Raw genomic sequence first — 25961 nt, forward strand, 5'->3', positions numbered from 1 at the left:
GTCAGAGGTAGCCGAAAAGGGGCCCGAACCCCACGGCGACCACGGCGGCCCACACCCCCAGGACCGGGAGGTACCGGCACTGCCAGCCGACCAGGGACGTGAACGACCGCTTCCCCCGCAGGAATCCCAGTTGGAGCCAGGCGGCTCCGGACAGATTGATCGCCAGCACGACGTTCTCCCCCGCGGCCGCCAGCCGGTTCGGGCTGGCACCCCATTCGGCGATCCGTGCGCCGATCGCCAGGAGGACCAGGACGTCGACGGCGAGGGCGCTGACCAGCAGCACCAGCCGCCAGCGATCGGTCCAGTCCGGGGCCGCCGCGGATGGGCGCGACGAGAGGGAGAACACCACGAGACCCAGCACGACCGCGAGGAGCACGTCCATCAGGATGAGGAGGTCGCGGTCGGCCCGCAACGACTGCCCGGTCCAGAGGACCGCCACCAGGAAGGCGAGCAGGAACACCGTGAACAGGGGCGTGAAGATCCGGGTGAGCACCGCCGCCAGGCTACCGGTGACGCTCTTGCCCGCCTCGACCAGCCATGCCGCGATGACGACAGCGCCCCCGACACCGAGCGGCAACACCCAGGAGTCGAGGACCGTCATCGCCTCGATCCCCGCCACCCGGAACATGCCGTTCGCCAGGCCCAGCAGGACGCCACCACCGAGCGCGATGAGGACGAAGTGGATGATCGATTCCCCGGTGAACCGGACGACCTCGATCCACCGCTCCGGTGCCCGCCAGCCGGGCCCCAGGTAGACCGCCCCCAGGACGAGCCACAGCACGATCGGCAGGTGCAGCAGGAAGAGCGTCTGGGTCTGGCCCCGGGGTGCGAACGGGTAGAGAGCCTGCACCAGGCCGAGGAGGACGACGATGCCCAGGCCTGTGGCGACCACGCCCGGCACGAACCTCCGCCGGACCACGGCGAGGTAGGCCCCGAGCACCACGGCCACGCCGAGGACGGCCGCCGTGGCGGCCCCCGGCGCGGATCCCGGCGGCGCCGAGGCGACCAGGAAGGGCACCCGCACCGCCAATCCCGCGAGAACGGCGAAACCGACGGCGACCGCGGCCCCCGAGCGGCGCGACCCCGGCCCGGTCCCCTCCCACAGCAGGCCGGGGAGTTCCCTCCCGAAGCCCCGGATCCTGGCATCGCGCCCACCCAGTCGCTTCACCGCCACCAGGAAGGCCTCGTCAGCAGACAGGCCGGCCTGGCCCAGCTGCCCGACGACGTCGACCAGTTGGCCGGTCAGGGCATCGGCGTCGGCATCGCTGACGCCGGCTCTGGCGTGCAGATAGCTGCGCCACGCCTCGAGGTGCGGTGTGGGAGGTTCAACGGGCATATCCGGAGGCTATCGGTGCCTCGATCATCGTGATCGGGGCACCTCGAACCTAAACTGGGAGCATGACTGCGAAGGTGAGGCGCTGGACCGCTGCGGCGGTCGGCGTGGCCCTGCTGGGAGGCGGCGTGGTCGCTGCCACCAGTGCCCAGGCTTCTCCCGACCTGCCCGCCCGATCGGCCGAGCAGCTCCTCGTCGACATCCAGTCGCCGACCACCCGTACGTTCAGCGGCACGGTGCAGACCACGACCGATCTGGGCCTCCCGACGCTGCCCACCACCCAGACGGGCGACACCTCAGGCCTGACCGGGCTCCTCACCGGCACCCACACCCTGCGGGTCTGGAACGACGGGGACACCCGCAGCCGGGTCTCGGTGATCGGGAACAACGCGGAGACGTCGGTGATCCGCAGTGGCGCCGATGTCTGGACGTACGCCAGCGCCGACCGCAGTGCCACGCACACCAGACTCACCACACCGACGACGCCCCAGCACCCGCAACCCAGCGGTGCCGCGACCACCCCGGAGCAGGCCGCCCAGCAGGTGCTCGCGGCGGTCGGACCCTCGACCAGCGTGACCACCCGCGGAGCCTCCCGGGTCGCCGGGCGCCCGGCGTACGACCTGGTGTTCACGCCGGCGGCCGGCGAGAAGACGCTGGTCCGCTCGGCCCAGGTGGCGATCGACGCGGAGACGCACCTGGTGCTCCAGGTGACGGTCGACGCAGTCGACGCGAAGGACCATGCCGTCCAGATCGGCTTCACCTCGCTCACCTACGCGACCCCGGACGCCAAGCTCTTCACGTTCAGCGCACCCAGCGGCACCACCGTCAAGGAACAGCCGGCCCCGGAGGCGTCGAAGCAGGGCCAGGGTGGGACGTCGGCGGAGAAGCCGAAGGTCGTCGGTGACGGCTGGGACACGGTGCTGGTCGAAAAGGTCGGGACGCTGCCGGCCGACACCTCGGCACAGGGCCAGCAGGCGAAGCAGCTGCTCGAGTCGCTGCCCAGGGTGAGTGGTTCCTGGGGCAGCGGCCGCCTGCTGCAGGGCACCCTGTTCTCGGCGGTGCTGACCGATGACGGCCGGTTGGCCGTCGGCGCCGTCCCCGCGGACCAGCTCTTCAGCGCCCTCGGCTGAGCGGTGCCGTCCGACTCCGGGGCCGCGATCCACACCCGCGGCCTGACCAAGGAATTCGGCCACCGCCGGGTGGTCGACGGTATCGACCTGACCGTGCCGACCGGTGCCGTATATGGCTTCCTCGGCCCCAACGGATCGGGCAAGACGACGACCATCCGGATGCTGCTCGCCCTGGCCCGGCCCACCCGCGGTGACATCACCGTCCTCGGCACGCCGGTGCCCCGGAAGGCCGCCCAGGTCCTCGGCCGCGTCGGGGCCCTGGTGGAGGGGCCCGCCTTCCACCCCCAGCTCAGCGGCCGGGCGAACCTGGCCCGGCTGGATGCCGCCGACGCGCGGAGCGACCCACGGACCTCCAGGGCCCGCATCGACGCCGCCCTGCACCGGGTGGGTCTCTCGCAGGCCCGGGACAAGCGCTACCGGGTGTATTCGCTGGGGATGAAGCAGCGGCTCGGGATCGCCGCCGGGCTCCTCGTCCCCCGCGACCTGCTCGTCCTCGACGAGCCGACGAACGGGCTCGACCCGCAGGGCACCCGGGAGGTACGCCATCTGATCGCTTCCCTGGCCGCGGAGGGGATCACCGTGCTCGTCTCCAGCCACCTGCTCTCCGAGATCGAGCAGGTCTGCACCCACCTCGGGGTGATGCGCGAGGGTCGGCTCGTCGCCCAGGGACCGCTCGACGAGCTGCGGGCTCGCGGCCGGACCACCCATCGGGTCGTCACCGCCGATCCGGAGCGGGCCGTCGAGGTGCTGGTCGGATTGGGTGCCACCGACGTCCATCGTGATGGGGAGACGGTGACCGCTCGCGCCGATGGGCTGGTGCCCGAGACCGTCGTCGCCGCCCTGGTCGGCGGTGGCGTGGGCGTACGGGAGTTCGGCGTCCGCACAGCCTCACTGGAGGACGTCTTCATCGGTCTCACCGGGGAGGGCTTCGATGTCAGTGGCTGAGGTGGGCGCCTGGGGACGGTTGCTGCGGTCGGAGCTGGGGCTCACACTGGGGCGCCGGCGCAATCAGTTCGGGCTGCTCGTGCTGGCGGCGCTGCCGGTGATGATCGCCGTCACCATCAAGGTCTCCGGCTCCCACGGCGGCCACGGCCCCGACTTCTTCAGCGCCATCACTTCGAACGGCATCTTCGTGGCCCTGGCGGCGTTGTCGGTGGAGCTCACCCTGTTCCTCCCCCTCGCCATCGCCGTGCTGGCCGGTGACGCCATCGCCGGGGAGGCGGGACTGGGCACGCTGCGCTACCTTCTGGCCGTGCCGGTGCCGCGGACCCGGCTGCTGCTCACCAAGTACGTGGCGCTGGTGATCGGGGCGCTCGAGGCCGCCGGCATCGTGGCGCTGGCCGGGGTGGTGGCCGGCGGGCTGGCGTTCGGGCTCCCGGCCATGACCACCCTGTCCGGCAGCACGATCGGGATGCCGGCGGCGACCGGACGGCTCATCCTCGCCGTCCTCTACATCGCCGCCGGCCTCGCGGCCCTGGCCGCCATCGGGTTGTTCATCTCCACCCTCACCGAACAGCCGATCGTCGCGATGGTGGCGACGACCGCGGTGGCGGCGTTGCTGTGGATCCTCGACGCAATCCCCCAGCTCGGCTGGTTGCATCCGTGGCTGCTCGTACATCACTGGCTGGCCTTCGGCGACCTGTTCCGCGACCCGATCTTCGGGCAGGGGATGGTCCGGGGGCTGTGGCTCGCCCTCGGCTACACGGTGGTCTTCCTGGTCGCCGCCAGGACGGTGTTCGTCCGCCGGGACGTCACCTCCTGACGTCCCGGCGGACGGCCCTCACTCCGCGAGGATGGCCGCGACCGCGTCCCGACCCTGGACCGAACCCTTGGCCGACACCGCCGCCTCGGCGGCGCGACGGCACTGGTCCATCGTCACCGCGGCCAGCTGCGCCCCCACGCCCGGCAGAGCCGGCGCGGCGGCCGACAGCGACGTGATCCCCAAGCCGATCAGCACACAGGCGAGCTGCGGATCGGCGGCTGCCTCGCCGCATACGCCAACCGCCTTGCCGTGACGCTTGCCCGCCTCGGCGGTGAGCTGGACGAGCTTCAGCACGCCCGGCTGCCAGGGGTCGGTCAGGTTGGCCAGGTACGGCGACATCCGGTCCGCGGCCATCGTGTACTGGGACAGGTCGTTGGTGCCGATCGAGAAGAACTCGACGTACTCGAGCACCTGGTCGGCGACCAGCGCGATGGCCGGGACCTCGACCATGATGCCCGGATACAGGCCACGCTCGCGGCAGAGCCCGGCGAACCACTCGGCCTCCGAGACCGTGGACACCATCGGCGCCATCACCCATGCCTCCACGTCGGCCTCGCCCGCGGCGGCCGCGATGGCGTCGAGCTGACGGGTGAGGATCTCCGGCTTGTCCAGCGCGATCCGCATGCCGCGGACACCGAGGGAGGGGTTCTCCTCGTGCGGCATGTTCGCGAAGGCCAGCGGCTTGTCCGACCCGGCGTCGAGGGTGCGCACGACGACCTTCTTGCCGCGGAACGCCTCGAAGACCTCCGAGTAGACCTGGACCTGCTCCTCCAGGCTCGGCTCGACCTGAGCGGTGAGGAAGGCGAGCTCGGTGCGGAAGAGGCCGACCCCCTCGGCGATCCCCGGGGCGGCGGCCTTGCGGGCGGCTGCGCCGTCCTGGACATTGGCGAGCAACTGCACCCGGTGCCCGTCAGCGGTCTGCGCCGGCCCGCGCCAGGCGCGGATGCGCTCGGCCTTGACGGCGGCCTCGTCGACGCGGCGGTGGGCCTCACGCTCGTCCGGGTTGGGTTCGATGTCACCGGTGTCGCCGTCGACCAGCAGCGGCGTGCCGTCGGCGATCTCGACGAGCCGGGCGCCGACCGCCACGATGCAGGGGATGCCGAGCTGGCGGGCGATGATGGCGGTGTGGCTGGTCTTGCCACCCAGCTGGGTGACCAGGCCGGCGATCACCTCGGGCCGCAGCCCGGCGGTGTCGGCCGGCGCCAGGTCGTCGGCCAGCAGGACCACCGGGGAATCGGGATCCGGAACACCGGGCTCAGGCTCTCCGCGCAGCTCGGCGATGACGCGGTCACGTACGTCCTTCAGGTCGGTCGTCCGCTCGGCCATCAGGCCGCCGATCTTCTCGAACTTGGCGACGAAGGTGTCGGTGGCCTGCACGGCGGCCCAGTCCGCCGGAGCGCCCTGGTCGATCAACTTGTTCACCGTACGCTGCCAGCCCTTGTCCGTGGCGAGCGCCGCGGTGGCGGCGAGCACTTCGGAGGCATGGCCGGTCACCATGCCGGCGCGGCTGGACAGGCGGCTGCCGACCACGGCGGCAGCGGCGGCGAAGCGGTCCTTCTCGGTCTGGCGGCCCTCCTCGGGCACCACGGCACCCTGCGTGGGCAGGGCGGGGCGAGGCCGGACCCACTGCGCCGGGGCGTAACCGACGCCCCCGACGACACCTAGTCCGGCCAGCAGGTCGGGCTCACCGGGGATCTTGGCCGGAAACTGCGCAGCGGTCATCTCTCCTACTTCCTCGAAACCGCGGGCACTGCGGGCCCGGGGTTGCTGTGGCATAACGATAGCCGACGACGGTTGACATTCCAACACGTTCGGGCATACTTGTGGACAGTCGGGCACCCAAACGGGCATGAACACAGGTTCGTGTTCCGTACCACGACACCCTACGCCGAGGCCCGTTCGGGCATCCGGTGGGGGCACCCGAGGCTCCGAAGGAGGACTGATGTACGCCGAAGAGCGTCGCGCCGCGATCGCGGACGAAGCACGCAACGAGGGACGCGTACGCGTCGTCGACCTCGCCTCGCAGTTCGAGGTCGCTCCGGAGACGATCCGTCGGGACCTCGACGTCCTGGAGACCGACGGAGTACTCAAGCGGGTACACGGCGGGGCGATCCCGGTGATCGGGTTCGACGGGCGCGAGACCACGCTGCCGGAACGCGAGATCGCCAACGCCGGCTCCAAACGGGCGATGGCCGAGGCCGCCCTGGCGTACGTCCCGCACCAGGACGGCACGATCATCCTCGACGCCGGCTCCTCCACCGGGGCGCTGGCCGGCCTGCTGGTCGCCCCGGGGATCACCTTCACCAACCTGTCCGTGGTCACCGACTCCGTGCCCGCCGCCATGACCCTCTCCGCCGTGCCGCACCACACCGTGCACATCCTCGGTGGAACCGTCCGCGGCGTCACCCAGTCGACGGTCGGCGCCACCGCCCTGGAGACCCTCCGCCGCCTGCGGGTGGACGTCGCGTTCGTCGGCACCAACGGGATCTCCGGCACCTTCGGCCTCACCACCCCCGACGCCGCCGAAGCCGCCGTCAAGCGCGCCATGATCGCCGCCTCCCGGCGCACCGTCGCCCTGGCCGATCGCTCGAAGTTCGGACACGACTTCTTCATCAGCTTCGCCACGCTCGGCGAGATCGATGTCCTGATCACCGACGGGAGGCCGCCCGCGGCCCTCGCCTCCGCCCTGTCCGCCCACGAGACCGAGGTCGTCATCGTATGATCGTCACCTTCACCGCCAACCCGAGCATCGACCGTACGGCCGAGCTCGACGAACCCCTGCTGCGCGGCGGGGTGAACCGGATCCGCGCCCTCCATGACGGACCCGGCGGCAAGGGTGTGAACGTCGCACGGGCGTTGCACCTGGCCCACGTACCGTCCGTCGCCGTGCTGCCCTCCCCGAGTGTGCACCCTCTCACCGAGGCGCTCCGTGAGGCCGGGGTGGAGCACCGCCCGATCCCGGTCACCAGCCGGGTCCGGACCAACATCACCCTCTCCGAGGACGACGGCACCACCACCAAGATCAACGAGCCGGGCAGCCCCATCGGTCCCGACGGGCTGGCCGTTCTCACCGACACCCTGGTGTCGATGGCCCGCGACGCGGACTGGATCGCCCTGTGCGGCTCGCTGCCGCCCGGCCCCACCGCCGACTGGTACGCCGACCTCGTCGACGCGCTCCGGCCCACCGGGGTCAAGATCGCCGTCGACACGTCCGACGCACCGCTGGAGGCCCTCGCCGCCCGCCTGCCCGCCTCCGCCCCGGACCTGCTCAAGCCCAACGCGTTCGAACTGGCCCAGTTGACCGGCGCCGACGGCGACCTGCTGGAGAAGGCGGCGGAGCAGGGCGACTTCGGTCCCACGGTGCAGGCCGCGCGGGCCCTCGTGGACAAGGGCGTCACGTACGTCCTGGCCACCCTCGGCGCCGCGGGCGCCGTCCTCGCCTCGGCCGAGGGGGCCTGGACGGCCACCTCGCCCTCGATCGTCCCGATCAGCACGGTGGGCGCCGGTGACTCATCACTCGCCGGCTTCCTCCGCTCCCATGTCCGGGGAGACTCCCCGGCCGACTGCCTGCGCCATGCGGTGGCGTACGGATCGGGAGCCACCGCGCTCCCTGGCACCACTGTTCCCCGACCCGACCAGACCGACCCCAACGGCGCCACCGTCGCCGCCTACACCCTGTAAGGACCCCCTGTCATGTCTGAGCTCATCACCCCGGAGTTGGTGACCCTCGACGCCGATCTCGGCGCCACCAAGGAAGACGTCATCCGCTCTCTCGCCGCCAAGGTGGAGGCAGCCGGTCGCGCCACGTCCGCGGCCGGTCTGGCCACCGACGCTCTGGACCGCGAGGCCAAGGCCGCCACCGGTCTGCCCGGCGGCATCGCCATCCCACACTGCCGCTCCGCCCACGTCACCACCGGTTCGCTCGCCTTCGCCCGGCTGCGACCCGCCGTGAGTTTCGGCGACAAGGACAGTGACGCCGACCTCGTCTTCCTGATCGCCGCCGCCGAGGGCGAGGGCCAGGAGCACCTCAAGCTGCTCTCCAAGCTCGCCCGGGCCCTGGTCCGCAAGGACTTCGTGGCCTCCCTGCGGGCCGCGTCCTCGCCGCAGGAAGTCGTCGACCTGGTCAACGGCGTGGTCAACCCGCAGGGTGCCACCGCAGCCGCTGCTCCGGCCGCCGCCGCCGCTGCTCCGGCCGCCGCTCCCCGTCGCCTGGTCGCCGTGACCGCCTGCCCGACGGGCATCGCCCACACCTACATGGCCGCCGACTCGCTCGCCCAGGCGGCGAAGGAACTCGGCTACGAGATGGAGGTCGAGACCCAGGGCTCCTCGAGCTTCACCGCGCTCCCCCGCGAGGTGATCGAGCAGGCCGATGCGGTCATCTTCGCCACCGACGTCGGCGTACGTGACCGCGACCGGTTCGCCGGCAAGCCCGGCGTCGAGTCCGGCGTGAAGGCCGGCATCTCCGACCCGAAGGGGCTGATCTCCAAGGCGATCGCGGCGGCCGACAGCCCGAGCGGCCACCGGATCGCCGGTGGCGGTGCCGCCGAGACGGCCGGGTCGGACACCGGCAACCTCAACTGGGGCAAGCGCATCCAGCAGGCGCTGATGACCGGCGTGTCGTACATGATCCCGTTCGTCGCCGCCGGCGGTCTGCTGATCGCCCTCGGCTTCCTGTTCGGCGGGTACCAGATCGCCCTCGGCACGACCGCCAAGGACATCATGGCCAACAACACCCTGGCGAACCTGCCGCCAGGCGGCGCGATGCAGTACATCGGCGTGGTGCTGTTCACGATCGGCGGGGCAGCCTTCGGCTTCCTCGTCCCGGCCCTGTCCGGCTACATCGCGTACGCCCTGGCCGGCCGGCCCGGCATCGCCCCCGGCTTCGTCGGCGGCACGGTCGCGGTGGCCGTCGGCGCCGGCTTCATCGGCGGCCTGATCACCGGCCTGATCGCCGGTCTGATCGCGATGTGGATCGGCTCGTTCAAGGCGCCCCGCTGGCTCGCCGGCCTCATGCCGGTGGTCATCATCCCGCTGCTGACAACCCTCATCACTGGCGCGCTGATGTACCTGCTGCTCGGCAAGCCGCTGGCCATGCTGACCAAGGCCCTCGAGGCCTGGCTGACCGGGATGTCCGCGGGCGGCACCATCGTCCTCGGCATCGTCCTCGGCCTGATGATGTGCTTCGACCTCGGCGGCCCGGTCAACAAGGCGGCCTACCTCTTCGCCACCGCGGGTCTGTCCGCCAACACCGACGCGGCGTTCATGATCATGGCGGCCGTGATGGCCTCCGGCATGGTGCCCCCGCTGGCGATGGCGCTGGCGACCACCGTGCGCAAGAAGCTGTTCACCGAGGCCGAGTTGGAGAACGGCCGGGCGGCCTGGCTGCTGGGCGCGTCCTTCATCTCCGAGGGCGCCATCCCGTTCGCCGCGGCCGACCCGTTCCGGGTCATCCCCTCGATGATGGCCGGCGGTGCCCTCACCGGTGCCCTGTCGATGGCCTTCCACGTCACCCTGCGGGCGCCCCACGGCGGCATCTTCGTCTTCTTCGCGATCAACCCGATCCTGGGCTTCCTGGTGGCCCTGGCCGCGGGTACGGCGCTCGGCGCCTTCCTGGTGATCGTGCTGAAGACGGCCACCCGGGCGAAGATCGCCGACGAGGCGACCACCCCCGCCCCCGTCGCCGCCTGAGCGCCCAGTAGGCTGAAGCGCACCGATCACGAAGGAGGATCCCATGCCGTCCACCAAGGTCATCGTCGGCTCCGCTGTGGGCCTGCACGCCCGCCCCGCCTCGATCATCGCCGAGGCCGCCTCGGCCTACGACGACGAGATCCTGATCTCGCTCGCCGATGATCCGGACGAGGAGCCCGCTGACGCCAGCTCGTCCCTGCTGATCATGGCCCTCGGGGCCTCCAAGGGTCGCGAGGTCGTCGTGGAGTCGGAGAACGAGGAGGCGATGAAGAAGATCGCCGCCCTCGTCGAGCAGGACCTCGACGCCTGACGACAGGTCACGCACCGTACGCAGTGAGCCCCGGCCGCCCTGATGGGTGGCCGGGGCTCACTGCATGCCGGTGGGTCGGTGGGTCAGCAACCGGTGAGCGGCAGCACTGCCGGATCGGGCATCGGACGCATGCCGGCGCCCTCGGCGGGGCCGGGCGCGGTCCAGCGGCCGGCGAGCAGCACCGTGCCGTCGGCGTCGCGGAACAGGGCCGTCGGCCCCCCGAACGGCTGGTCCTCCAGCTGGTCGTCGGACGGCGCCAGTGAGGTCACCGGGACAGTGTCCGCGGTGCCGGTCCCTGTCCCCGCGTCGGCCAGGGCCGGCACGAGCCCGGAACCGGTGACCAGCAGACCACGGATCGCGGTGCCGAGCGGAACCGAGGGGCGCGCCACCCGGGCCATGTCGGGGGCATCCGTGGGCAGGGACAGCGTCACCTTCGTGCCGCGCTGGCCCGCCCCGTCGGGACGCACCCATCCGGCGGTGCGGGCGGGATCGATCCGTTGACCGGCGTGGGTCCAGGTGGCGACGGGGGTGCAGCCGGCGTCCCCGACGGTGAGGTCATCGGTGGTCAGCGCGGTCAGCGGGTCGGTCTGCACGCCCAGATGCGGGCTGGTCGCCCCCGCCTGCCCGGTCGAACGGACCAGCGTGACGACACCGGCGCGCCAGGCGTTCGGCGCCCAGCCGGCCACCGCCGACGGGGCGTCCGAGGTCTGCTGATCGCCGTAGAGGCGCACCGGGGTGGCGCCGACGACGGCGACCCGGTAGTCGACGACACCCGTGTCGGACAGCCCGTGGTCGCTGGTGCGCCGGTACTCGTGCCGGACGACGAGCTGGCCGTCGCTCACCCGGACATCGACCGGCCCGTAGGCCGCCGCGACGATGCCGAGATCGACCGCCTGCGTCCCGTCGAAGCCGAGCAGGTGCCAGCCGGTGGCCGTCCGGTCGCCGATGGAGCACTGCACCCGCACCGCCAGGTAGTCCTTGGCCGGGGCGCCCAGCCGGACCCGCAGATAGTCGACCACTTCGGCGCGAGAGGGCAGCGCACCCACTCGGGTGGCGAGGCCGGTCTGACGGCCCCAGGCCATCGGCGTGTCGAGGGCGGGCTTGTCCCAGCCGCACCCACCCCGGTAGACGAAGTTGCGGGTGGCGATGTCGGCGAGACGCCCGGTCCCGGTCGCCGCCGCACCCTGGGCGGTGCCGCATCCGGCCACCAGTCCGCAGACCGCCAAGCCGGCAGCCGCGGCCCTCCATCCTCGCCAACGCATGGGGTCAGCGTACCGAGGTCGCCGGACACGGCAGGATGGGCACATGGCCGATTACCTCCCTTCCACGAGCCGCTTGCTCGCCCGGATGAACCCGGTGCTCGTCCGCTGGGGCGTGCTCGCCCTGCATGCCGAGCTGCTGGCCGACGGATCCCCGCGGACCTCCCCCTGGACGCTGCTCGGCAACGGACTGTCCGCGGCGTCCGAGGAGGGCGGCTGGGCGACGCTCGTCGACGTCACCGCTGACGGCGTGCGGCGCCACGTGTTGTCCGCGTACGCTCCCGGGGTCACCGAGCCCGGATCGCAGAGCGCTGCGTGGCATCTCGACGGCGCTCCCGCCTGGGTCGAGGCGGACCCGTCGCAGCGCTACTCGCTGATCGCCTGGGCCGAGGACGGCCGCTGGGAGGCCACGCCGCGCAGAGAGGTGGGCGTCGACGCCCGCCGGCCGTGGTCCCACCCGGCCGTGGCCGCGACCCTGGAACCACTCACCTCCGACGAGGCGACGATCGAGGCACTGGCCATGTTGCTGTGGTGGTCGGCCGACCCGTGGTCGTACGATCCCGGCCGCACCTGGGCGGGCGAGCTGCTGCCGCTGGCCCGGATCGCCTGGAACGCCATGGTCGACCCCGACGTCGCCCTCGATCCGGGCGCGCTGGCCGACCACCTGGTCGTGCTGTCGGGCCACCTGCGCCGCGCCGCGGTGCCTCGGGTCACCGCTGAACGGACGGCCCGGCTGGCCTACCAGCTGTGGGGGCACCTCGCCGGGGAGGCGCCGCTCGGCGTGGTGTCCCTCACCAGGCCACCCGCCGCGTACGACGCCGCCCGCCGGACGATGGAGCGGGCCGACGTCCTGCCGGTGGAGGGCGCCGAGCACGTCGCCCCTCCGGCCCGGCCGGACCCGGCCGACCAGGAGTTCGCCCAGGCGGTCCACCGGACGCTCGGCTGGGGCGTCGCCGCGGTCCGCGAGGCCGCGGCCGGCAGCCCGAAGGGTAGCCGCCGCCTCGACCTCGACTCCCACGGCCTGGTGGCGCACGCCCCCGACGGCCGCGTCGTCCGGCTCATCGCGCTCGACCCAGCCCATCTGGTCCTCTCGGTCCATCGCCGCCCGCCGGTGGAGACCGAGCCCGGACTGTTCGGGCGGCTCTTCGGACGCCGGCCGGCGAACGAGCCGGCAGCCCCGTCGGTCGAGGCGCAGCCGCTGCCACCGCTGCCGGGGTGGGTCCCGGCCGACGAGATCCGGCAGGCTGACGGTGAGGTGCTGGACCTCGACTGGTGCATCCGCGGACGCTGGGACTACCGGCGATGGAGCGGGGAGGCGGCTGGTGGCTTCGCGATGCCCGGAGCGCTGGAGGCCCTCGCGGGGGTGGCCCCGCTGGGCGCCGATGATCTCGACGCGGCGCTGGCGGACGTCCACCCGGTGAGCTCGACCGCACTGGAAGAGGTGACGGCGATGCGGGACGCGCTGGCGGCCTTCGTTGCCGGCCGCGCACCCCTCGGGGTGTGAACGCTCGCCCGCATGCGGTAGCGTCACCCCCGTGTTCGCCCCCCTCGCCCTGCCGAGCCCCTGATGGAGGGGCCGGTCAGTCTGGTGGCCACCGCACTGAACGGTGACCTGCCGGGGGCCGCCACCGTGCGCGACATCGACCTCGAGCTCACCTCGGGTCTGGTCACCGTCGTCACCGCGGCCGAGGAACGGACGCGGCGCAACCTGCTGCGCCTGATCGCCAGTAGCTGCAGCCTGACGTCGGGGCACCTGGTGTACCGGGGCCCCGAGGGCGAGACCGACCTCGCGGTGGCCTGCGCCCGTGACGTGGTCGCGGTCCGGCGTCGCCGGATCGTCTGCAGCATTCTGCTGCGGGCCGCCCACCCCGCGCTCTCCTGTGCCCACGCCGTGGCCGAGATCGCGCACTGCACGGTCGACGCCGCGGCCGCCGAACTGGCCGCCCTCGGGCATGGCCACGCGGTCGATCTCAAGGCCGGCGACACGCGCGGGTCGGACCGCAGCGTGCTGGCGATCGCGGCGACGCTGCTCCACCCGGCCCCGATCGTCCTGGTGGACCTGACCAACCACACCACCGTCGAGGTCCGCGAACGGGTCACCGCCCGGGCCCGCCGGGGCGGGGCCGTGCTGGCCGTGACCGACGCGCTGCTCGACGGCCTGCCTGCCGGTGCGCGGACCCGACTCCTGACGGCCGAGGGCCGTCTGCTCTGAGCCCCGGATGCGACGCCTCTCCCCCGCCATGCTGCTGGTGGCCCTCACCCTGCCGCTGGCCGGTTGCGCCACCGGGTCACAGAGCATGATGGCCACCCCCAAGCCGCAGACGCCACCCCCGGCGACGATGGTGCACCTGGCCGATCTGCGCACCGGCATGTGTGTCGACGGCGACCGGCTCCCCCGCGACGGCAAGGTGGCCTACCTCGAGGTGCTCGCCTGCGACCTCGACCACACGGGCGAGGTGTTCGCGGTCCTCGACAACGCCGGCTGCCCCGCCGCCTACCAGGCGTACGTGGGGGCCGGTTCGGACCACAGCACCAACCAGATCCGGGTGCTCACCGCCTCCGCGGACGCCTGGGACCGGGCTGGCAGCCCACCGACGGTGTGTGTGGCGGTCGCGCCGACGCCGATCACCGGCTCCTTGCGGGGCACCGGCCGCTAGGGATTGATCCGCAGCAGCGCGGTGGCCGTCACCCCGATGATCATCTCCTGCACCGGGCCGAACTGGCAGGCCTCCACGACACCGATCGGATCCTCGTCACCCATCGGCGCGGGGTAGTCGCTGCCCATCAGCACCCGGGCCGGTCCGGCGAACTCGACCAACTGCTGGAGTGCGAGGGTGTCGAAGGTCGCGGTGTCGTAGTAGAGCCGGCGCAGCTGGTCGAGGGCGAGTGGCGCAGGGCCGGCCCCTCGCCGAGCCGCTCCCACCCCCGCTGCATCATGCCGCGCACCGCGGGCAGGGCGCCGCCCCCGTACGTCAGGCAGAGGGGGAAGTCGTACGTCTCCAGGGTGCCGGCGCGCAGCAGCCCGGCGACGGCGAGCGCGATGTCCACCGCCGCCGTCACCGACCCGGCCCACGGCTCGCCGCTGTCCCCCAGGTCGCCCGGCCCGCCCACCGGATGCAGCAGGGCGAAGACCCTGCGCTCGGCCAGCACCTGCCACAGCGGGGTGTGCACGGGATCGGTGAGGTCGCGCCCGGCACCGTGCGTGCCGAGGGAGACGCCCGCCATCCCGAGTTCGTCGAGGCAGTAGCGCACCTCCTCGGCGGCCTCCGGCAGGCCGACCGGCACCGTCGCGAGCGCGACGAGGTGGTCGGGAGCCTCGGCCACGAAGGCGGCCAGCGCCTCGTTGCTGCGACGTGTCAGTTCCAGGACCAAGGCGGTGTCGCCGGACGCCGCGGCGCGCAGATGGGGCGAGACCGCGACGGCCTGCACCTCCACGCCCGCCTCGTCCATCGCCGCCAAGCGCGGCCCGACGTCGTACGCCGGCGCCGGACAGCTCAGCGTGGTGCGCGTCGACCCACCGGTCAGGACCGGGTCGAGGTCGACGACGCCGTCGGCCAGACCGGCGAGGTCAGCCAGCCCCCGCTCCGCCAACCAGCCCAGGAGTGGCCTCGGCATGGCGTGGGTATGGACGTCGACCTGGCGAAGTGCTGGGTAGCCCGGGCTCATGTACCCACGGTAGGACTCCGGCCCGGTTCCGGCAGGCGTTCGCGCTCAGCCGCGGATGCGCCCTGCGGCCCGGACGACCAAGTCGGCGGCCCCGTCGGTCCCCAGCGTGGTGGTGTTGACGATGAGGTCCCAGTAGTCGGTGCCCCGCGGGTCCCAGCGGTTGAACCGATCGGCCATCTCCACGCGGACCCGGTCCTCGCGCTCCTGACGACGGCGGGCCCGCTCCGTACCGATCCCACGGTCGGCCGCCGCACGGGCGACCCGTTCCTCCACCGGTCCGACGAACTTGACGTGCAGGGTGTTCGGCCGGCCGGCGAGGATCTTCGTCGCGTCGTGGCCGAGGATGATGCCCCCCTGAGCCGCCATGGACAGCACCAGCGCCCGGTTGTCCGCAACCAGTTGCTCGAAGCCCTCCCGCTCGTTGACGTCGGCCGCCTTGGCGGCGCTCAGGCCGGAGGGGACGGCACCGAGGACCGCGGCGAGACGGTCCAGGAAACCGCCGTTGCGCTCCTCGGCCTCCTCCTGGGCCTCGAGGTCCTCCGAGGAGAACGCCTGCCCGGTCACGGGCAGCGACAGTTGCCGGCCGACCCGGTCGGCCACGTCGGTCATTCCGGAGCCGTACTGCTCCCACATGGTGATCACCAGGGCGGCGGGAACCTGATCGGGGGACATGGCCGGCCTTCCTCTCGCGCGGATGGTCCCACAGTAGGCCCGGAGGACGACGGCCGCACCCACCCCAGCCATCAACAATCTTGAATGCTGATGAAAGTTCCTCTAATGTCGTCCCTGCAAGCATCCTCTTGAGGAGTCCCATGCAGCACATCGCCCCAGCCCCGCACCCCGTCGCCGCCATCGCGGCGATGTCGTGTCGCGCGTGCCGGTGTGGGCGAATGCTGTCGCGCTGAGCCTGTCGGCCCCAGCGCCCGACGCCTCGGCGCGTCCCCGGACGATCCCCTTTCCGCTCTGCTTGTCCCCAGGAGTTCCTGTCATGTCTCTGTCCACCCTCACGCCCTCCGGCACCCGGCAGCTGCCGCTCCTCGACCTCGGCCGGCTGCATCCCACCGACCTGCGTTCGGTCGTCCGCGACACCGGCGCCTTCTACCTCACCGGCCACGGCATCCGTCCCGACATCCCCGGTCAGCTGCTCGACCTCTCCCGGCTCTTCTTCGCCCTGCCGACCGAGGACAAGGCGGAGGTGGACACCGTGCGCTCCGAGCAGTTCCGTGGTTGGACCAGTTTCGGCATCGGCGAAGCCGAGGGCTGGCGCGAACAATTCGACCTCGGCGCCGAACTGCCGGCGATACCGGCCGAGCGGCGCTCCGGGCCCGGCGACTCCCTCGTCGGCCCCAACCAGTGGCCCGCCCGCCTGCCCGCCCTGCGGGATCGGGCCCTGTGGTTCCAGGACCGCGCGACGGAGGTCGCCCGGGCGGTCCTGCGCCAACTCGCCGTCGCTCTCGAACTGGATCCCGAGACCTTCGACCGGAACTTCGCCGGAGACCCTGCGACCTGGACCTCGGTGGCCCGCGAGCTCGGCGGGGACGGCGTCGCCACCCACCCGATCTCCTCGCACACCGACGCCGGGGTCCTCACCCTGCGGTGGATCGACTCCTGGAGCGAGGCCGCCGACCAGACACTCGTGGACCACCGGTGGATCCCGGCCGACCGAGTGCCGGGCGCCTTCCTCGTCACCGTCGGCGACGTGCTGGAGGACCTCACCGACGGATACCTGCGCGCGGCGCCCCATCGACTGTTGCCGGCGAGCCGGGAACGCGTCACGCTCACGTACACCTTCGACGCGCCCTACGGGGTGGTGCCCCAACCGCTGGACCTGGCCCACCTGACCGCCGGGGAGTGGTGGCCAGTGGCGGCCTGACGGACTAGGCTCGGCGCCACCCTGACAAAGGAGCTGGCATGGTGGAGGCACTGCCGTACCGCGTCGCCATCGTCGGGGCGGGACCGGCCGGTCTCTTCGCCGCCCAGCACCTCGTCACCCAGCAGCAAGCGCCCGTGCTGGTCGACCTGTTCGACCGGTTGCCCACCCCGTTCGGGCTGCTCCGGTACGGGGTGGCGCCGGACCACACCAGCATCCGCTCCGTCGCCCAGGCCCTGGCGCACACCTTCGACTCCGCCCGGGTCCGGTTCCTCGGCACCGTCGACCTGGGGCGCGACATCAGCCGGCGCGAACTCGTCGAGGCGTACGACGCCGTCATCTATGCGGTGGGCGCCTCGGGTGATCTGATGATGGGCGTGCCCGGAGAGGACCTGCCCGGCAGCGGCTCGGCCCGGCAGTTCGTCGCCTGGTACGGCGGACATCCCGACGCCCAACCGCAGTCGCTGCGGGGCGTACGCTCCGTCGCCTGCGTCGGGGTGGGCAACGTGGCGGTCGACGTGGCCCGGATCCTCGCCAAGGACCCCGCCACCCTCGCCGGCACTGACATGCCGGAGGCCGTCCTGGCCGAGTTGGCCCGCTCGCAGGTGACCGACATCTGGATCATCGGCCGTCGCGGCCCGCAATTCGCCAGCTACACCACCAAGGAGTTGCGCGAACTGCTCGCCACGCCGGGGCTGGCGGTGCGTGTCGGGGAAGGCGCGTTCGACGGGATCGAGGAGGACTCCCTGGACCGCCGGACGGCGGCCAACATCGCTGCCCTGCGCGAGGCCGCCGAGAGGCCCGACCCGGCCGAGGTCCGCCGTCGGCTGCACTTCCTGTTCTGGCACCGTCCGATCGCCCTGCATGGCACCGACCACGTGGAGACCCTCGAACTGGCCCGGACGAGGCTCGACCCGAACGGTGAGGTGGTGGCCACCGGCGAGGTCGCGACGATACCCGCGGACCTGGTGCTGCGCTCCATCGGCTACCGGAGCATCCGACTGCCCGGGGTGCCCTTCGACGAGAAGCGCGGTGTGGTGCCCAACCGCGAGGGCCGGGTCCTGGCCGCCTCCGGCGAGGTGATGCCCGGGGAGTACGTCACCGGCTGGATCAAGCGTGGACCGATCGGTGTCATCGGCACGAACAAGTCCGATGCGGCCGAGACGGTGGGGCACCTGCTGGAGGACCTGGGCCGGCACCGCGCCATCCGGGCGACCCACTACCGGACCTCCGCCTGCAGGGCGTGCACCCGACAACGTACGACGACTGGCTGGCCATCGACGCCGCGGAACTGGCTCGCGGGGAAGCGCTCGGCCGCGCCCGGGTGAAGATCAGCGCGTGGGCGGACCTGATGCGCCTGTGCCGGGACGGACGGACCGATCTCGTGCCACCGTACGAAAAGACCGACTCACCCTCGACCCACACTTTGTACTAACATATTGATCGCAGGTAAACGAAGAGCACAGCGACCGTGCTGAACCACCACGGTCGCTGGTTCAGGACGGTCACCTCAAATGACAGGAGAAATGTCATGTCGACCGTCACCACTCACCTCACCGCCCGCCGCAGCGCCGAGCTGAACCAGCTCGCCACCACCGGGCTGCCCGTCGGCCTGATCGCCCTGCTGCTGGTCTGTGCCGCCCTCGTCGTCGGCGGTGTCGCCCTCACCACCCCGCTGGTGGCCATCGCGGCCGGCCTGATCGCCTGCGCCGTGACCACCGCGCACGCCTTCTCCCTGCTGACCCGCTGAGCCCGCCCGTGGGCGGGCCCAGCGACGGTCACAGCGACATGTCGACGACGGCCCGCCCACGGATCTCTCCGCGGCGCAGCGCCGCATACCCGTCGGCGACCTGCTCCAGGGGGTAGCGGCGGCTGACCAGACCGCGGTAGTCGACGACTCCCGCCGCCGCCAGCCGGACAACCTCGGGCAGGTCCTGGCGGGTCCGCGCGCCGTACGAGCCGAGAATCGACTGGGACCGGCGAACGGTCCGGTTGATCTCCACCGGCGCGGTCTGCACCCCGGCGCCCAGACCGATCGGCACCATCCGGCCGCCGTCGGCGAGCACGTCGAGGGCAGTGGTCCAGGTCTGCGGACGGCCCAGCGCCTCGAAGGCGACATCGACCCCACGCCCGCCGGTGACGGCGAAGACCTCGGCGCGGACGTCGGCCGAGGTGGCCGAGTTCACCGTATGGGTGGCACCCAGGGCCCGGGCGTCCGCCAACTTCTCGTCGGACACGTCGATCGCGACGATCTGGCGCGCCCCGAAGGACTTCGCGATCGGGATGATCGTCGAGCCGACACCACCGGTGGCCACCACGGCCACGGTCTCGCCGCTGCGCAGGTCGGCGCCGCGACGGACCGCCCCGTACGCCGTCATCGCGGCGCAGCCGAGGATCGCCCCGGACACCACGTCGAAGTCGTCCGGCACCGGGGTGACCGATGTCGACGGGATGACCGCGTACTCGGCGAGGCCACCCATCGAGTACATCGCGATGGGATCACCATCGAGGGTCGCCAGCCGGGTGGTGCCGTCGTAGAGCCGGCCCTGGAGGCGGTTGAGCTCGAAGAACGGTCCGCACAGGTCGTCGCGCCCCGCGGCGCACGCATCGCACTGACCACACGGCATCAGGAACGCCCCTGCGACCTGCTGCCCGACAGCCAGCCCGGTGTGCTCGTTGCCCGGGCCGACCTCGACGATCTGCCCCGACACCTCGTGCCCGACGACCGCGGGCAGCGGGAAGGCGATCGCCCCGCCCAGCACGTGGAGGTCGGAGTGGCACAGACCGCAGGCCGCGACCTTGATCAGCACCTCTCCGGCCTTCGGGTGGGGGGTCCGGATCTCCTCGATCCGGAGTCCCTCCGCCGGGTCACGGAGGACCGCGGCCCTCATGGTGGACGGGATTTGTGCAGACATTTTAGAACCCTTCGTTGGAGTCTTCGCGCTACCAGACTACCGACAGAACCTTTCGTTGTGAAGTCTTTGTTAGGACAAAGTATCGGTAAGGGGGTTGGGCTGCTAGGAGGAGCTTCGTACGGACAGGTGGGGGTCGACCAGCCATTCGCGACCGCGCCGACCGGACTCACCGCCGCTCGCGGTGACCTCCCCCAGCGCCAGCATCGCCAGCCGGGCGAGTCGGGGGAATCCTGGGACACCGAGGTGATGTCGAACTCGGGGCGACGGGCGAGGTGCGTGTCGTCGAAGCCGACGACGCCGACGTCCGTGCCGGGGACCAGACCCATCGCCCGGACCGCGGTCAGGGCGTCGATGGCGACCAGGTCGTTGTGCGCGGCGACCGCCAGCCTGGCCCCGGGGTGCAGGTGGTCCAGCAGGGCGGCGGAGATGGCCGCATCCCCGTCGATGGCCACCGCGTCGAACGGCAACCCGACGGCCGCGGCGGCCCGGGACAGGGCGACCTGACGGCGCTGGATCCACACCTCTCCGGGGCCCTTGCGCTCGGAGAGGGAGATGAGCGAAGTCCAGCCACGTTCGCGGACATGGTCGACGATCAGGCGGGCCGCCGCGTCCTCGTCCACGTGGACGGAGTCCAGCGAACGCCACGGACCATCGGCGCCGATCAGCACCAGGGGCATCAGCTCCCCCGCCCGTTCCAATCCCTCCGGCGGCTGGACTGGCGACACCATCACCACGCCAGCGACCCGCAACTCATGGAAGCGCCGCAGGATCGTCAACTCCCGGCCGACGTCGTCCGAGGCGGTCGCCACCAGGGACACCAACCCCCGGCTCTCGGCCTCGTCCTGCAGGGCGCTGACGATGCCCTCGAGGAACGGGTTGCGCAGGTCGGGCAGCACGACGCCCAGCACGCGGGAGCGCCGGGCGGCCAACGAGGCGGCGCCGAGGTCGCGGGTGTAGCCGAGTTCGCGCGCCACGCGGAGGATCCGTTCCCGGGTCTCCTCCGCCACGGCGGGCGAACCGGAGAGGGCCATGGAGACCAGGCCGCGCGAGACGCCGACCGCTCGCGCCACGTCACTCTGCGTCGGATTGCGGGCCATCAGGAGAACCGCGCCTGCAGGGTCTCCTCGATCTCCTCCAGCGAGGAGGTCTTCGTCTCGGGGACCACCACGATGTAGAAGACCAGGGCGACCACGTTGATCGCGCCGAACACCGCGTACGTCCAGGCGGCACCGAGTCGCGCGATCATCACCGGGAAGGCGAAGGTCACGACGGCATTCATGATCCAGAGGGCGCCGACGGCGAGGCCCTGGGCGACGCCGCGGATCCGGCTGGGGAAGATCTCCGAGACCAGGATCCAGTTGACGGTGCCGGACTGCTTGATGAAGACGAAGATCGAGACCAGGCCCACGACCACCCACGGCAGCACGGCCGGGACGGTGTTGGCGATGGTGCCGTCCGGGTTCATGTGCGGGCCGATGCCCAGCCCGAAGACCAGCGCCAACGCGAAGAGCGACAGCGTCACACCGGTCTCCTGGTACATGCCCACATGGCGGCGCATCAGCCTGCCGACGAGCACGAAACCGACCGCCGAGCCGATGCAGGAGGCCACACCGGTCACCACGTTGAGCGTGATCGAGTTCGCCGAGGAGAAGCCGGCGGCGTGCAGGATCTTCGGCAGGTAGTACATCGCGGTGTTGATGCCGGTGAGCTGGTCGAAGAAGCCGAGGAAGCAGCCGATGATGATGATCCTGCGGGTCCACCGGATCCGCCAGGCCTGGGTCAGGGTCCACTTCTCCTGCTGGGCCTCGAGGCGGTGGACCTCGACCATCTGGCCGATCTCGGTGGCGACGTCGTCGCGGCGCTCATCGCGGACGCGCTTGAGCGCACCGATGGACTCCACGTAGCGACCCTTGGCGGCGTACCAGCGGGAGGACTCCGGCATCATCCGCATGCCGACCCACAGCGCGATGGCCGGGATGGTGGCGAGCACCAGCATGTAGCGCCAGGTCTGGCCGTTGCCGGCCGAGACGACGAGGTGCGGGATGGTGCTCACGGCGTCCCAGGCGTACCACTGGCCCGTGGCGAACTGCCCGGTCGGGTCGGCGGCCACCTGCACCCGGGGGCCGCCGTTCGCCGACGACAGCGCGGCATTCATGGTGTACGCGAGCAGCTGGCCGGTGACGATCATGAACTGGTCCACGGCGATCAGGGGTCCGCGGATCCGCTTCGGAGCGGTCTCGGCCAAATAGATCGGCACCGTCGATGAGGCGCCGCCGACAGCCCAGCCGAGGATGAAGCGGAACGGGTAGAGCACCAGGACATTGGGGGCGAGCGTGCACCCGAGCGTGCCGACGATGAAGATCACCGCGAGCATGAGGATGTTGTGGCGCCGGCCGTAGCGGTCGGACAGCCGCCCCCCGATGATCGCGCCGAAGGCCGCGCCCAGGGCGAGGATGCCACCGACCAGCCCCTCCTCCACGGAGGTGAGCTGCAGGCCGCCGGCGACGCGGGGCAGGTACATGTACGGCAGCGCGCCGGCGATCACCCCGGTGTCGTAGCCGAACAACAGCGATCCGAACGTCGCCACCGCTGCCAGCAGGGCGATCGAGCGCTTCTTCCCGGAGGGCGGGGTCGTCCTGACGAGCTCGGCGACGTCGCCCGGCTCGACGTCCCTGTACGGGCTCATGACCGGATCCGGTGTCGTCGCCATCGAGAGAACTCCTCGTTGAGTCGTGAGCGCCTGGGGAACTTGGAGCGCTCCAATGCGGAGACCATATGCCCATCACCCTTTCTTTGTCCAGACATATCGCGAAAAGGGATTCACATGGCCGGGCGCTGCCCGCTGGACCGCCGTACGACCAGGCGAGCAGGCACCACGACCTCGGCACGCTCGACCCGCCCGTCCAGTCGTTGCCCGATCAGCTCGACGACCCGCCGGGCCATCTCGCCTGTGGCCTGGTCGACACTGGTCAAGGAGACCCCGGGGTAGCCGGCGATCGTCGTGTTGTCGAAGCCGGTGACCCCCGCCTCCCGGCCGGGTTCCAGTCCCCACTCCGCCAGCACCCCGAGGGCCTCGAGGGCGATCCGGTCATTGTGGCAGCACAGCCCCAGGCCGGCGCTGTACTGACGGACGAGCTCGGCCAGCATCGGCTTCGGGGTCAGGTCGACGTGCACCTCGACGGGCTCACGGCCCGCCTCCGCCATCGCTGCCCGATAGCCGCGGCGCCGCGCCTCGGACGAATCACCGTTCACACCGCGCTCGAACCCCACGTAGACCACCGGGTCGTAACCGGCATCGATCAGCTGGCTCGCCGCCTGCCGGGCGCCCTCAGGGTCGTCGGTGTGCACCAGGTCGACCGTTGCGGGGCCATGATTGCGGGTGACCAGGATCGTGGGGACCTGCCGGCCGATGTCCGCCAGTTCACGATCGGGCACCAGCGGTGAGACCAGGATGAGCCCGTCGACGCCCATCTGGAGGAACCGCCCCACGGCGACTGACTCCTCCTCGGGCTCCTCCCCCACCGGCGCGATGAACGGGATCAGTCCGGCCGCCTCACAATGGCGGCGCAGCTCCTCGACGAGATCGGCGTGGAAGGGGTTGCCGAGGTCGGACAGCGAGATGCCGACGAAGCCCGTCCGCCTGGTCGCCAACGCTCGGGCCGCGATGTTCGGCCGGTAGCCGAGCTGCTCCATCGCCTCCTGCACGGCGCGACGGCGGACAGCGGAGACCCGGGGATCACCGAGCACCACGAGTGACACCGTTTGTCGTGACACGCCGGCAAGGCGCGCGACATCCACCTGGGTGGGCCGGGTTCCCGTCGCCATGCGCTTCCCTTTCGTCGGGTGATCAGCCTACCGTGACAGGGCACACACCATCATTTGACCTCTGGTCGAGCACTTTGACTTTACAAAGCTCCGCGAACGCGATTACGCTGTTGGCACGCTCCAAATGGGAGCACTCAACGACGAGGAGATGTGAGGACGATGACCTCCACGACGACGGCGACCTCTCGGGCGCGCAACACTGACAACCCCCGCTACTCCAAGCTGGCGATCGGGGTCTGCCCCGATCAGTGGGGTGTCTGGTTCCCCCGGGACGAGCGGCAGATGGATCCCCGCCGCGCCATGCAGGAGATGGCGGAGGCAGGTTTCGAGATCATCGAGACCGGCCCGTTCGGCTACTTCCCCGACGACCCCAAGGAGCTTGCCCGCTGGACCAGCGAGTTCGGCCTCAAGGTCGTCGCCGGTACCGGCTGGGGCATCCTGCACAAGGCCGAGGCCTGGGCCGAGACCGAGAAGACCTTCCGCGCCATCGCCGAGACCCACGCCGCCGTCGGTGCCGAGTACATCGTCCACCTCCCCCCGCTCTACCGCGACGACAAGACCTGGGAGTGGACCGACGACCGCGTCCTGTCCCCCAGCGCCTGGAACCTCTACGTCGAGAACGCCAACAAGCTCGGCAAGCTGCTCCTCGACGACTACGGCCTGAAGATGGTGCTGCACCCCCACGGCGACTCCCACATCGAGACCCCCGACGAGATCGCGCGCATCTTCGAGGCGACCGACCCGACGTACGTCAACCTGTGCCTCGACTCGGGTCACATCGTCTACGGCGGCGGCGACCCGGTCGAGCTGGTCAAGAAGTTCCCCGAGCGGATCACCTACGTACACATCAAGGCCTTCGACGAGGACATCACCCGCGAGGCCCACGAGAAGGACTGGCCGTTCGGCGAGGCCGTCACCAAGGGCGCCTCGGTCTGCCCGCCCGCCGGTCTGCCGGAGATGCACGCCTTCGTCGACGCCCTGGCCGAGCTGGACAAGGACATCTACTGCATCTGTGAGCAGGACTGCTACCCCTGCGAGCCGGGCTTCCCGAAGCAGAACGCCGTCAACATGCGCAACTACCTGGCCGAGTGCGGCCTGGGCCTGAAGTGACACCGGCATCACGACCAGAAGGAACACGACAATGACCGTACGTATCGGACTCATCGGCGCCGGCGGCATGGGCCGCGCCCACGTGGAGCGCATCGAGCAGGAACTGGCCGGCGGGCGCATCGTCGCCGTGGCCGACCTCAACCTCGACGGCGCCAAGGCCGTCGCCGAGCCGCTGGGCGCCACGGCGTACGCGACCGGTGCCGAGCTGATCGCCGACCCGCAGGTCGACGCGGTGCTCATCGCCACCTTCGGCAAGGTGCACGCCCCCGACGTCCTCGCAGCCGTCGAGGCGGGCAAGTACGTCCTGTGCGAGAAGCCGCTGACCACCACCCCCGAGGACGCCCTCCGCATCATGGAGGCCGAGGAGAAGGTCGGCAAGAAGCTGGTCACCGTCGGCTTCATGCGCCGGTTCGACCCCGGCTACAACGAGATGCGCGCCACCCTGCAGGGCGGCGACCTCGGCTATGCCACGCTGCTGCACTGCCGCCACCGCAACCCCACGGTGCCGGAGGGCTACACGACCCGGAACATGATCGACGACACCGCGATCCACGAGATCGACATCTGCCGCTACCTGCTCGGTGAGGAGATCGTCAAGGTCCGCGTCGACACCCCGCGGGCGACCTCGCACCGGTTCGAGCACCTCCAGGACCCGCTGGTGCTGGTGGCCACAACCGAGTCGGGCGTGCTGATCGACGACGAGGTGAACGTCAACATCCACTTCGGCTACTCGATCGAGTGCGAGCTGGTGATGGAGCAGGGCACCGTACGGCTGGGCGACCAGAACCACACCATCACCCGCGATGCCGCCGGGGAGCGCCACGCCGTCTGCGGCAGCCACATCGACCGCTTCCACGACGCCTTCAACCAGGAGGTCCAGCAGTGGATCCGCGCCGTCGAGCGCGACGAGCACACCGGCTCGACGTCCTGGGACGGCTACGCCGCCACCTGCGTCGTCGACGCCGCACTGGCGTCCCTGGAGGACGGCGGCCGCGAGGTCGAGGTCGCGATGATCGAGAAGCCGGCGTTCTACGCCTGAGCACTCCGGACGGACAACGAACAACCCCCGGCGGTCTGGGACGAGAGACTGCCG

25 protein-coding genes are annotated in these 25961 nt (G+C 71.4%); 15 read left to right on the forward strand and 10 right to left on the reverse strand.

What is annotated here, in order from left to right; all coding sequences use genetic code 11:
- Position 1: 1 nt before the first annotated feature.
- Positions 2 to 1336 carry a hypothetical protein gene (locus Rai3103_RS03950; RefSeq protein WP_153571485.1) on the reverse strand — a complete coding sequence of 445 codons (1335 nt, stop codon included), beginning with the start codon at positions 1334 to 1336 and terminating at the stop codon, positions 2 to 4.
- A 62-nt stretch (positions 1337 to 1398) separates the two neighbouring features.
- Between Rai3103_RS03950 and Rai3103_RS03955 the strand changes: the two genes are divergently transcribed.
- From Rai3103_RS03955 to Rai3103_RS03965, 3 genes are read left to right on the forward strand one after another with little or no spacing between them, the layout of a single operon-like run.
- A complete protein-coding gene (locus tag Rai3103_RS03955; RefSeq protein ID WP_153571486.1) occupies positions 1399 to 2463 on the forward strand; it encodes a LolA family protein in 1065 nt (354 codons plus the stop codon).
- Between the two features lie 3 nt (positions 2464 to 2466).
- Positions 2467 to 3408: an ABC transporter ATP-binding protein gene (locus tag Rai3103_RS03960; protein ID WP_153571487.1), complete on the forward strand. Its 942-nt coding sequence runs from the start codon at positions 2467 to 2469 to the stop codon at positions 3406 to 3408.
- Positions 3395 to 4225: an ABC transporter permease gene (locus Rai3103_RS03965; protein ID WP_153571488.1), complete on the forward strand. Its 831-nt coding sequence runs from the start codon at positions 3395 to 3397 to the stop codon at positions 4223 to 4225. The genes Rai3103_RS03960 and Rai3103_RS03965 overlap by 14 nt, the downstream gene beginning before the upstream one ends.
- Positions 4226 to 4243: 18 nt before the next feature.
- Here Rai3103_RS03965 and ptsP read toward each other — a convergent pair whose 3' ends face one another.
- Positions 4244 to 5947: a phosphoenolpyruvate--protein phosphotransferase gene (gene ptsP / locus Rai3103_RS03970; RefSeq protein WP_153571489.1), complete on the reverse strand. Its 1704-nt coding sequence runs from the start codon at positions 5945 to 5947 to the stop codon at positions 4244 to 4246.
- A gap of 220 nt (positions 5948 to 6167) precedes the next feature.
- Between ptsP and Rai3103_RS03975 the strand changes: the two genes are divergently transcribed.
- The 4 genes from Rai3103_RS03975 to Rai3103_RS03990 are packed head-to-tail and all read left to right on the forward strand — an operon-like array spanning position 6168 to position 10223.
- Positions 6168 to 6947, forward strand: a complete 780-nt coding sequence (locus tag Rai3103_RS03975) for a DeoR/GlpR family DNA-binding transcription regulator (RefSeq protein WP_153571490.1) — start codon at positions 6168 to 6170, stop codon at positions 6945 to 6947.
- The gene (locus Rai3103_RS03980) at positions 6944 to 7906 is read left to right on the forward strand and encodes a 1-phosphofructokinase family hexose kinase (RefSeq protein WP_153571491.1); all 963 of its coding nucleotides are present in this window, start codon (positions 6944 to 6946) and stop codon (positions 7904 to 7906) included. The genes Rai3103_RS03975 and Rai3103_RS03980 overlap by 4 nt, the downstream gene beginning before the upstream one ends.
- A gap of 12 nt (positions 7907 to 7918) precedes the next feature.
- Positions 7919 to 9913, forward strand: a complete 1995-nt coding sequence (locus Rai3103_RS03985; protein ID WP_153571492.1) for a PTS fructose transporter subunit IIABC — start codon at positions 7919 to 7921, stop codon at positions 9911 to 9913.
- 43 nt (positions 9914 to 9956) lie between these two features.
- Positions 9957 to 10223, forward strand: a complete 267-nt coding sequence (locus Rai3103_RS03990) for an HPr family phosphocarrier protein (RefSeq protein ID WP_153571493.1) — start codon at positions 9957 to 9959, stop codon at positions 10221 to 10223.
- A gap of 83 nt (positions 10224 to 10306) precedes the next feature.
- Here Rai3103_RS03990 and Rai3103_RS03995 read toward each other — a convergent pair whose 3' ends face one another.
- On the reverse strand, positions 10307 to 11485 hold the full coding sequence (locus Rai3103_RS03995; protein WP_153571494.1) for a hypothetical protein: 1179 nt from the start codon (positions 11483 to 11485) through the stop codon (positions 10307 to 10309).
- Between the two features lie 43 nt (positions 11486 to 11528).
- Between Rai3103_RS03995 and Rai3103_RS04000 the strand changes: the two genes are divergently transcribed.
- From Rai3103_RS04000 to Rai3103_RS04010, 3 genes are all read left to right on the forward strand, one after another.
- Positions 11529 to 12986, forward strand: coding sequence for a hypothetical protein (locus tag Rai3103_RS04000; protein ID WP_153571495.1), 1458 nt, complete (start codon positions 11529 to 11531; stop codon positions 12984 to 12986).
- 84 nt (positions 12987 to 13070) lie between these two features.
- Positions 13071 to 13694 carry a hypothetical protein gene (locus Rai3103_RS04005; RefSeq protein ID WP_153571496.1) on the forward strand — a complete coding sequence of 208 codons (624 nt, stop codon included), beginning with the start codon at positions 13071 to 13073 and terminating at the stop codon, positions 13692 to 13694.
- 7 nt (positions 13695 to 13701) lie between these two features.
- Positions 13702 to 14139, forward strand: coding sequence for a YajG family lipoprotein (locus Rai3103_RS04010; protein WP_153571497.1), 438 nt, complete (start codon positions 13702 to 13704; stop codon positions 14137 to 14139).
- On the opposite strand, the gene Rai3103_RS04015 is transcribed toward Rai3103_RS04010, so the two are convergent.
- The 3 genes from Rai3103_RS04015 to Rai3103_RS04025 are packed head-to-tail and all read right to left on the reverse strand — an operon-like array spanning position 14136 to position 15820.
- Positions 14136 to 14300 (reverse strand): amidohydrolase family protein, encoded by a 165-nt coding sequence (locus tag Rai3103_RS04015; protein ID WP_153571498.1) that lies wholly within the window; start codon positions 14298 to 14300, stop codon positions 14136 to 14138. The two genes, Rai3103_RS04010 and Rai3103_RS04015, sit on opposite strands and share 4 nt — an antisense overlap.
- A complete protein-coding gene (locus tag Rai3103_RS04020; RefSeq protein ID WP_153571499.1) occupies positions 14267 to 15148 on the reverse strand; it encodes an amidohydrolase family protein in 882 nt (293 codons plus the stop codon). The genes Rai3103_RS04015 and Rai3103_RS04020 overlap by 34 nt, the downstream gene beginning before the upstream one ends.
- 45 nt (positions 15149 to 15193) lie before the next feature.
- A complete protein-coding gene (locus Rai3103_RS04025) occupies positions 15194 to 15820 on the reverse strand; it encodes a cytidylate kinase family protein (RefSeq protein ID WP_194793258.1) in 627 nt (208 codons plus the stop codon).
- A gap of 316 nt (positions 15821 to 16136) precedes the next feature.
- Here Rai3103_RS04025 and Rai3103_RS04030 point away from each other — a divergent pair, with 316 nt between their 5' ends.
- The 3 genes from Rai3103_RS04030 (at position 16137) to Rai3103_RS04040 (ending at position 18768) form a co-directional block, all read left to right on the forward strand.
- A complete protein-coding gene (locus tag Rai3103_RS04030; protein WP_153571501.1) occupies positions 16137 to 17021 on the forward strand; it encodes a 2-oxoglutarate and iron-dependent oxygenase domain-containing protein in 885 nt (294 codons plus the stop codon).
- A gap of 38 nt (positions 17022 to 17059) precedes the next feature.
- Positions 17060 to 18346 (forward strand): FAD-dependent oxidoreductase, encoded by a 1287-nt coding sequence (locus Rai3103_RS04035; RefSeq protein WP_228489144.1) that lies wholly within the window; start codon positions 17060 to 17062, stop codon positions 18344 to 18346.
- A 203-nt stretch (positions 18347 to 18549) separates the two neighbouring features.
- A complete protein-coding gene (locus Rai3103_RS04040; RefSeq protein ID WP_153571502.1) occupies positions 18550 to 18768 on the forward strand; it encodes a hypothetical protein in 219 nt (72 codons plus the stop codon).
- A gap of 28 nt (positions 18769 to 18796) precedes the next feature.
- Here the strand turns inward: Rai3103_RS04040 and Rai3103_RS04045 are convergent, their stop codons facing one another.
- The 4 genes from Rai3103_RS04045 to Rai3103_RS04060 all read right to left on the reverse strand — a co-directional run bounded on the left by Rai3103_RS04045 (position 18797) and on the right by Rai3103_RS04060 (position 23758).
- Positions 18797 to 19909 (reverse strand): zinc-binding dehydrogenase, encoded by a 1113-nt coding sequence (locus Rai3103_RS04045; protein ID WP_228489145.1) that lies wholly within the window; start codon positions 19907 to 19909, stop codon positions 18797 to 18799.
- Positions 19906 to 21030 carry a LacI family DNA-binding transcriptional regulator gene (locus tag Rai3103_RS04050; protein ID WP_228489146.1) on the reverse strand — a complete coding sequence of 375 codons (1125 nt, stop codon included), beginning with the start codon at positions 21028 to 21030 and terminating at the stop codon, positions 19906 to 19908. Before Rai3103_RS04050 ends, Rai3103_RS04045 begins: the two co-directional genes overlap by 4 nt.
- On the reverse strand, positions 21030 to 22619 hold the full coding sequence (locus Rai3103_RS04055; RefSeq protein WP_228489147.1) for an MFS transporter: 1590 nt from the start codon (positions 22617 to 22619) through the stop codon (positions 21030 to 21032). Before Rai3103_RS04055 ends, Rai3103_RS04050 begins: the two co-directional genes overlap by 1 nt.
- A gap of 134 nt (positions 22620 to 22753) precedes the next feature.
- Positions 22754 to 23758 carry a LacI family DNA-binding transcriptional regulator gene (locus Rai3103_RS04060; protein ID WP_153571505.1) on the reverse strand — a complete coding sequence of 335 codons (1005 nt, stop codon included), beginning with the start codon at positions 23756 to 23758 and terminating at the stop codon, positions 22754 to 22756.
- A 159-nt stretch (positions 23759 to 23917) separates the two neighbouring features.
- Here Rai3103_RS04060 and Rai3103_RS04065 point away from each other — a divergent pair, with 159 nt between their 5' ends.
- Positions 23918 to 24868 (forward strand): sugar phosphate isomerase/epimerase family protein, encoded by a 951-nt coding sequence (locus Rai3103_RS04065; protein WP_153571506.1) that lies wholly within the window; start codon positions 23918 to 23920, stop codon positions 24866 to 24868.
- Positions 24869 to 24899: 31 nt separating this feature from the next.
- A complete protein-coding gene (locus Rai3103_RS04070; protein ID WP_153571507.1) occupies positions 24900 to 25907 on the forward strand; it encodes a Gfo/Idh/MocA family protein in 1008 nt (335 codons plus the stop codon).
- The last annotated feature ends 54 nt before the right edge of the window (positions 25908 to 25961 follow it).

It is taken from the genome of Raineyella fluvialis (genome assembly GCF_009646095.1).
Taxonomy (GTDB): domain Bacteria; phylum Actinomycetota; class Actinomycetes; order Propionibacteriales; family Propionibacteriaceae; genus Raineyella; species Raineyella fluvialis.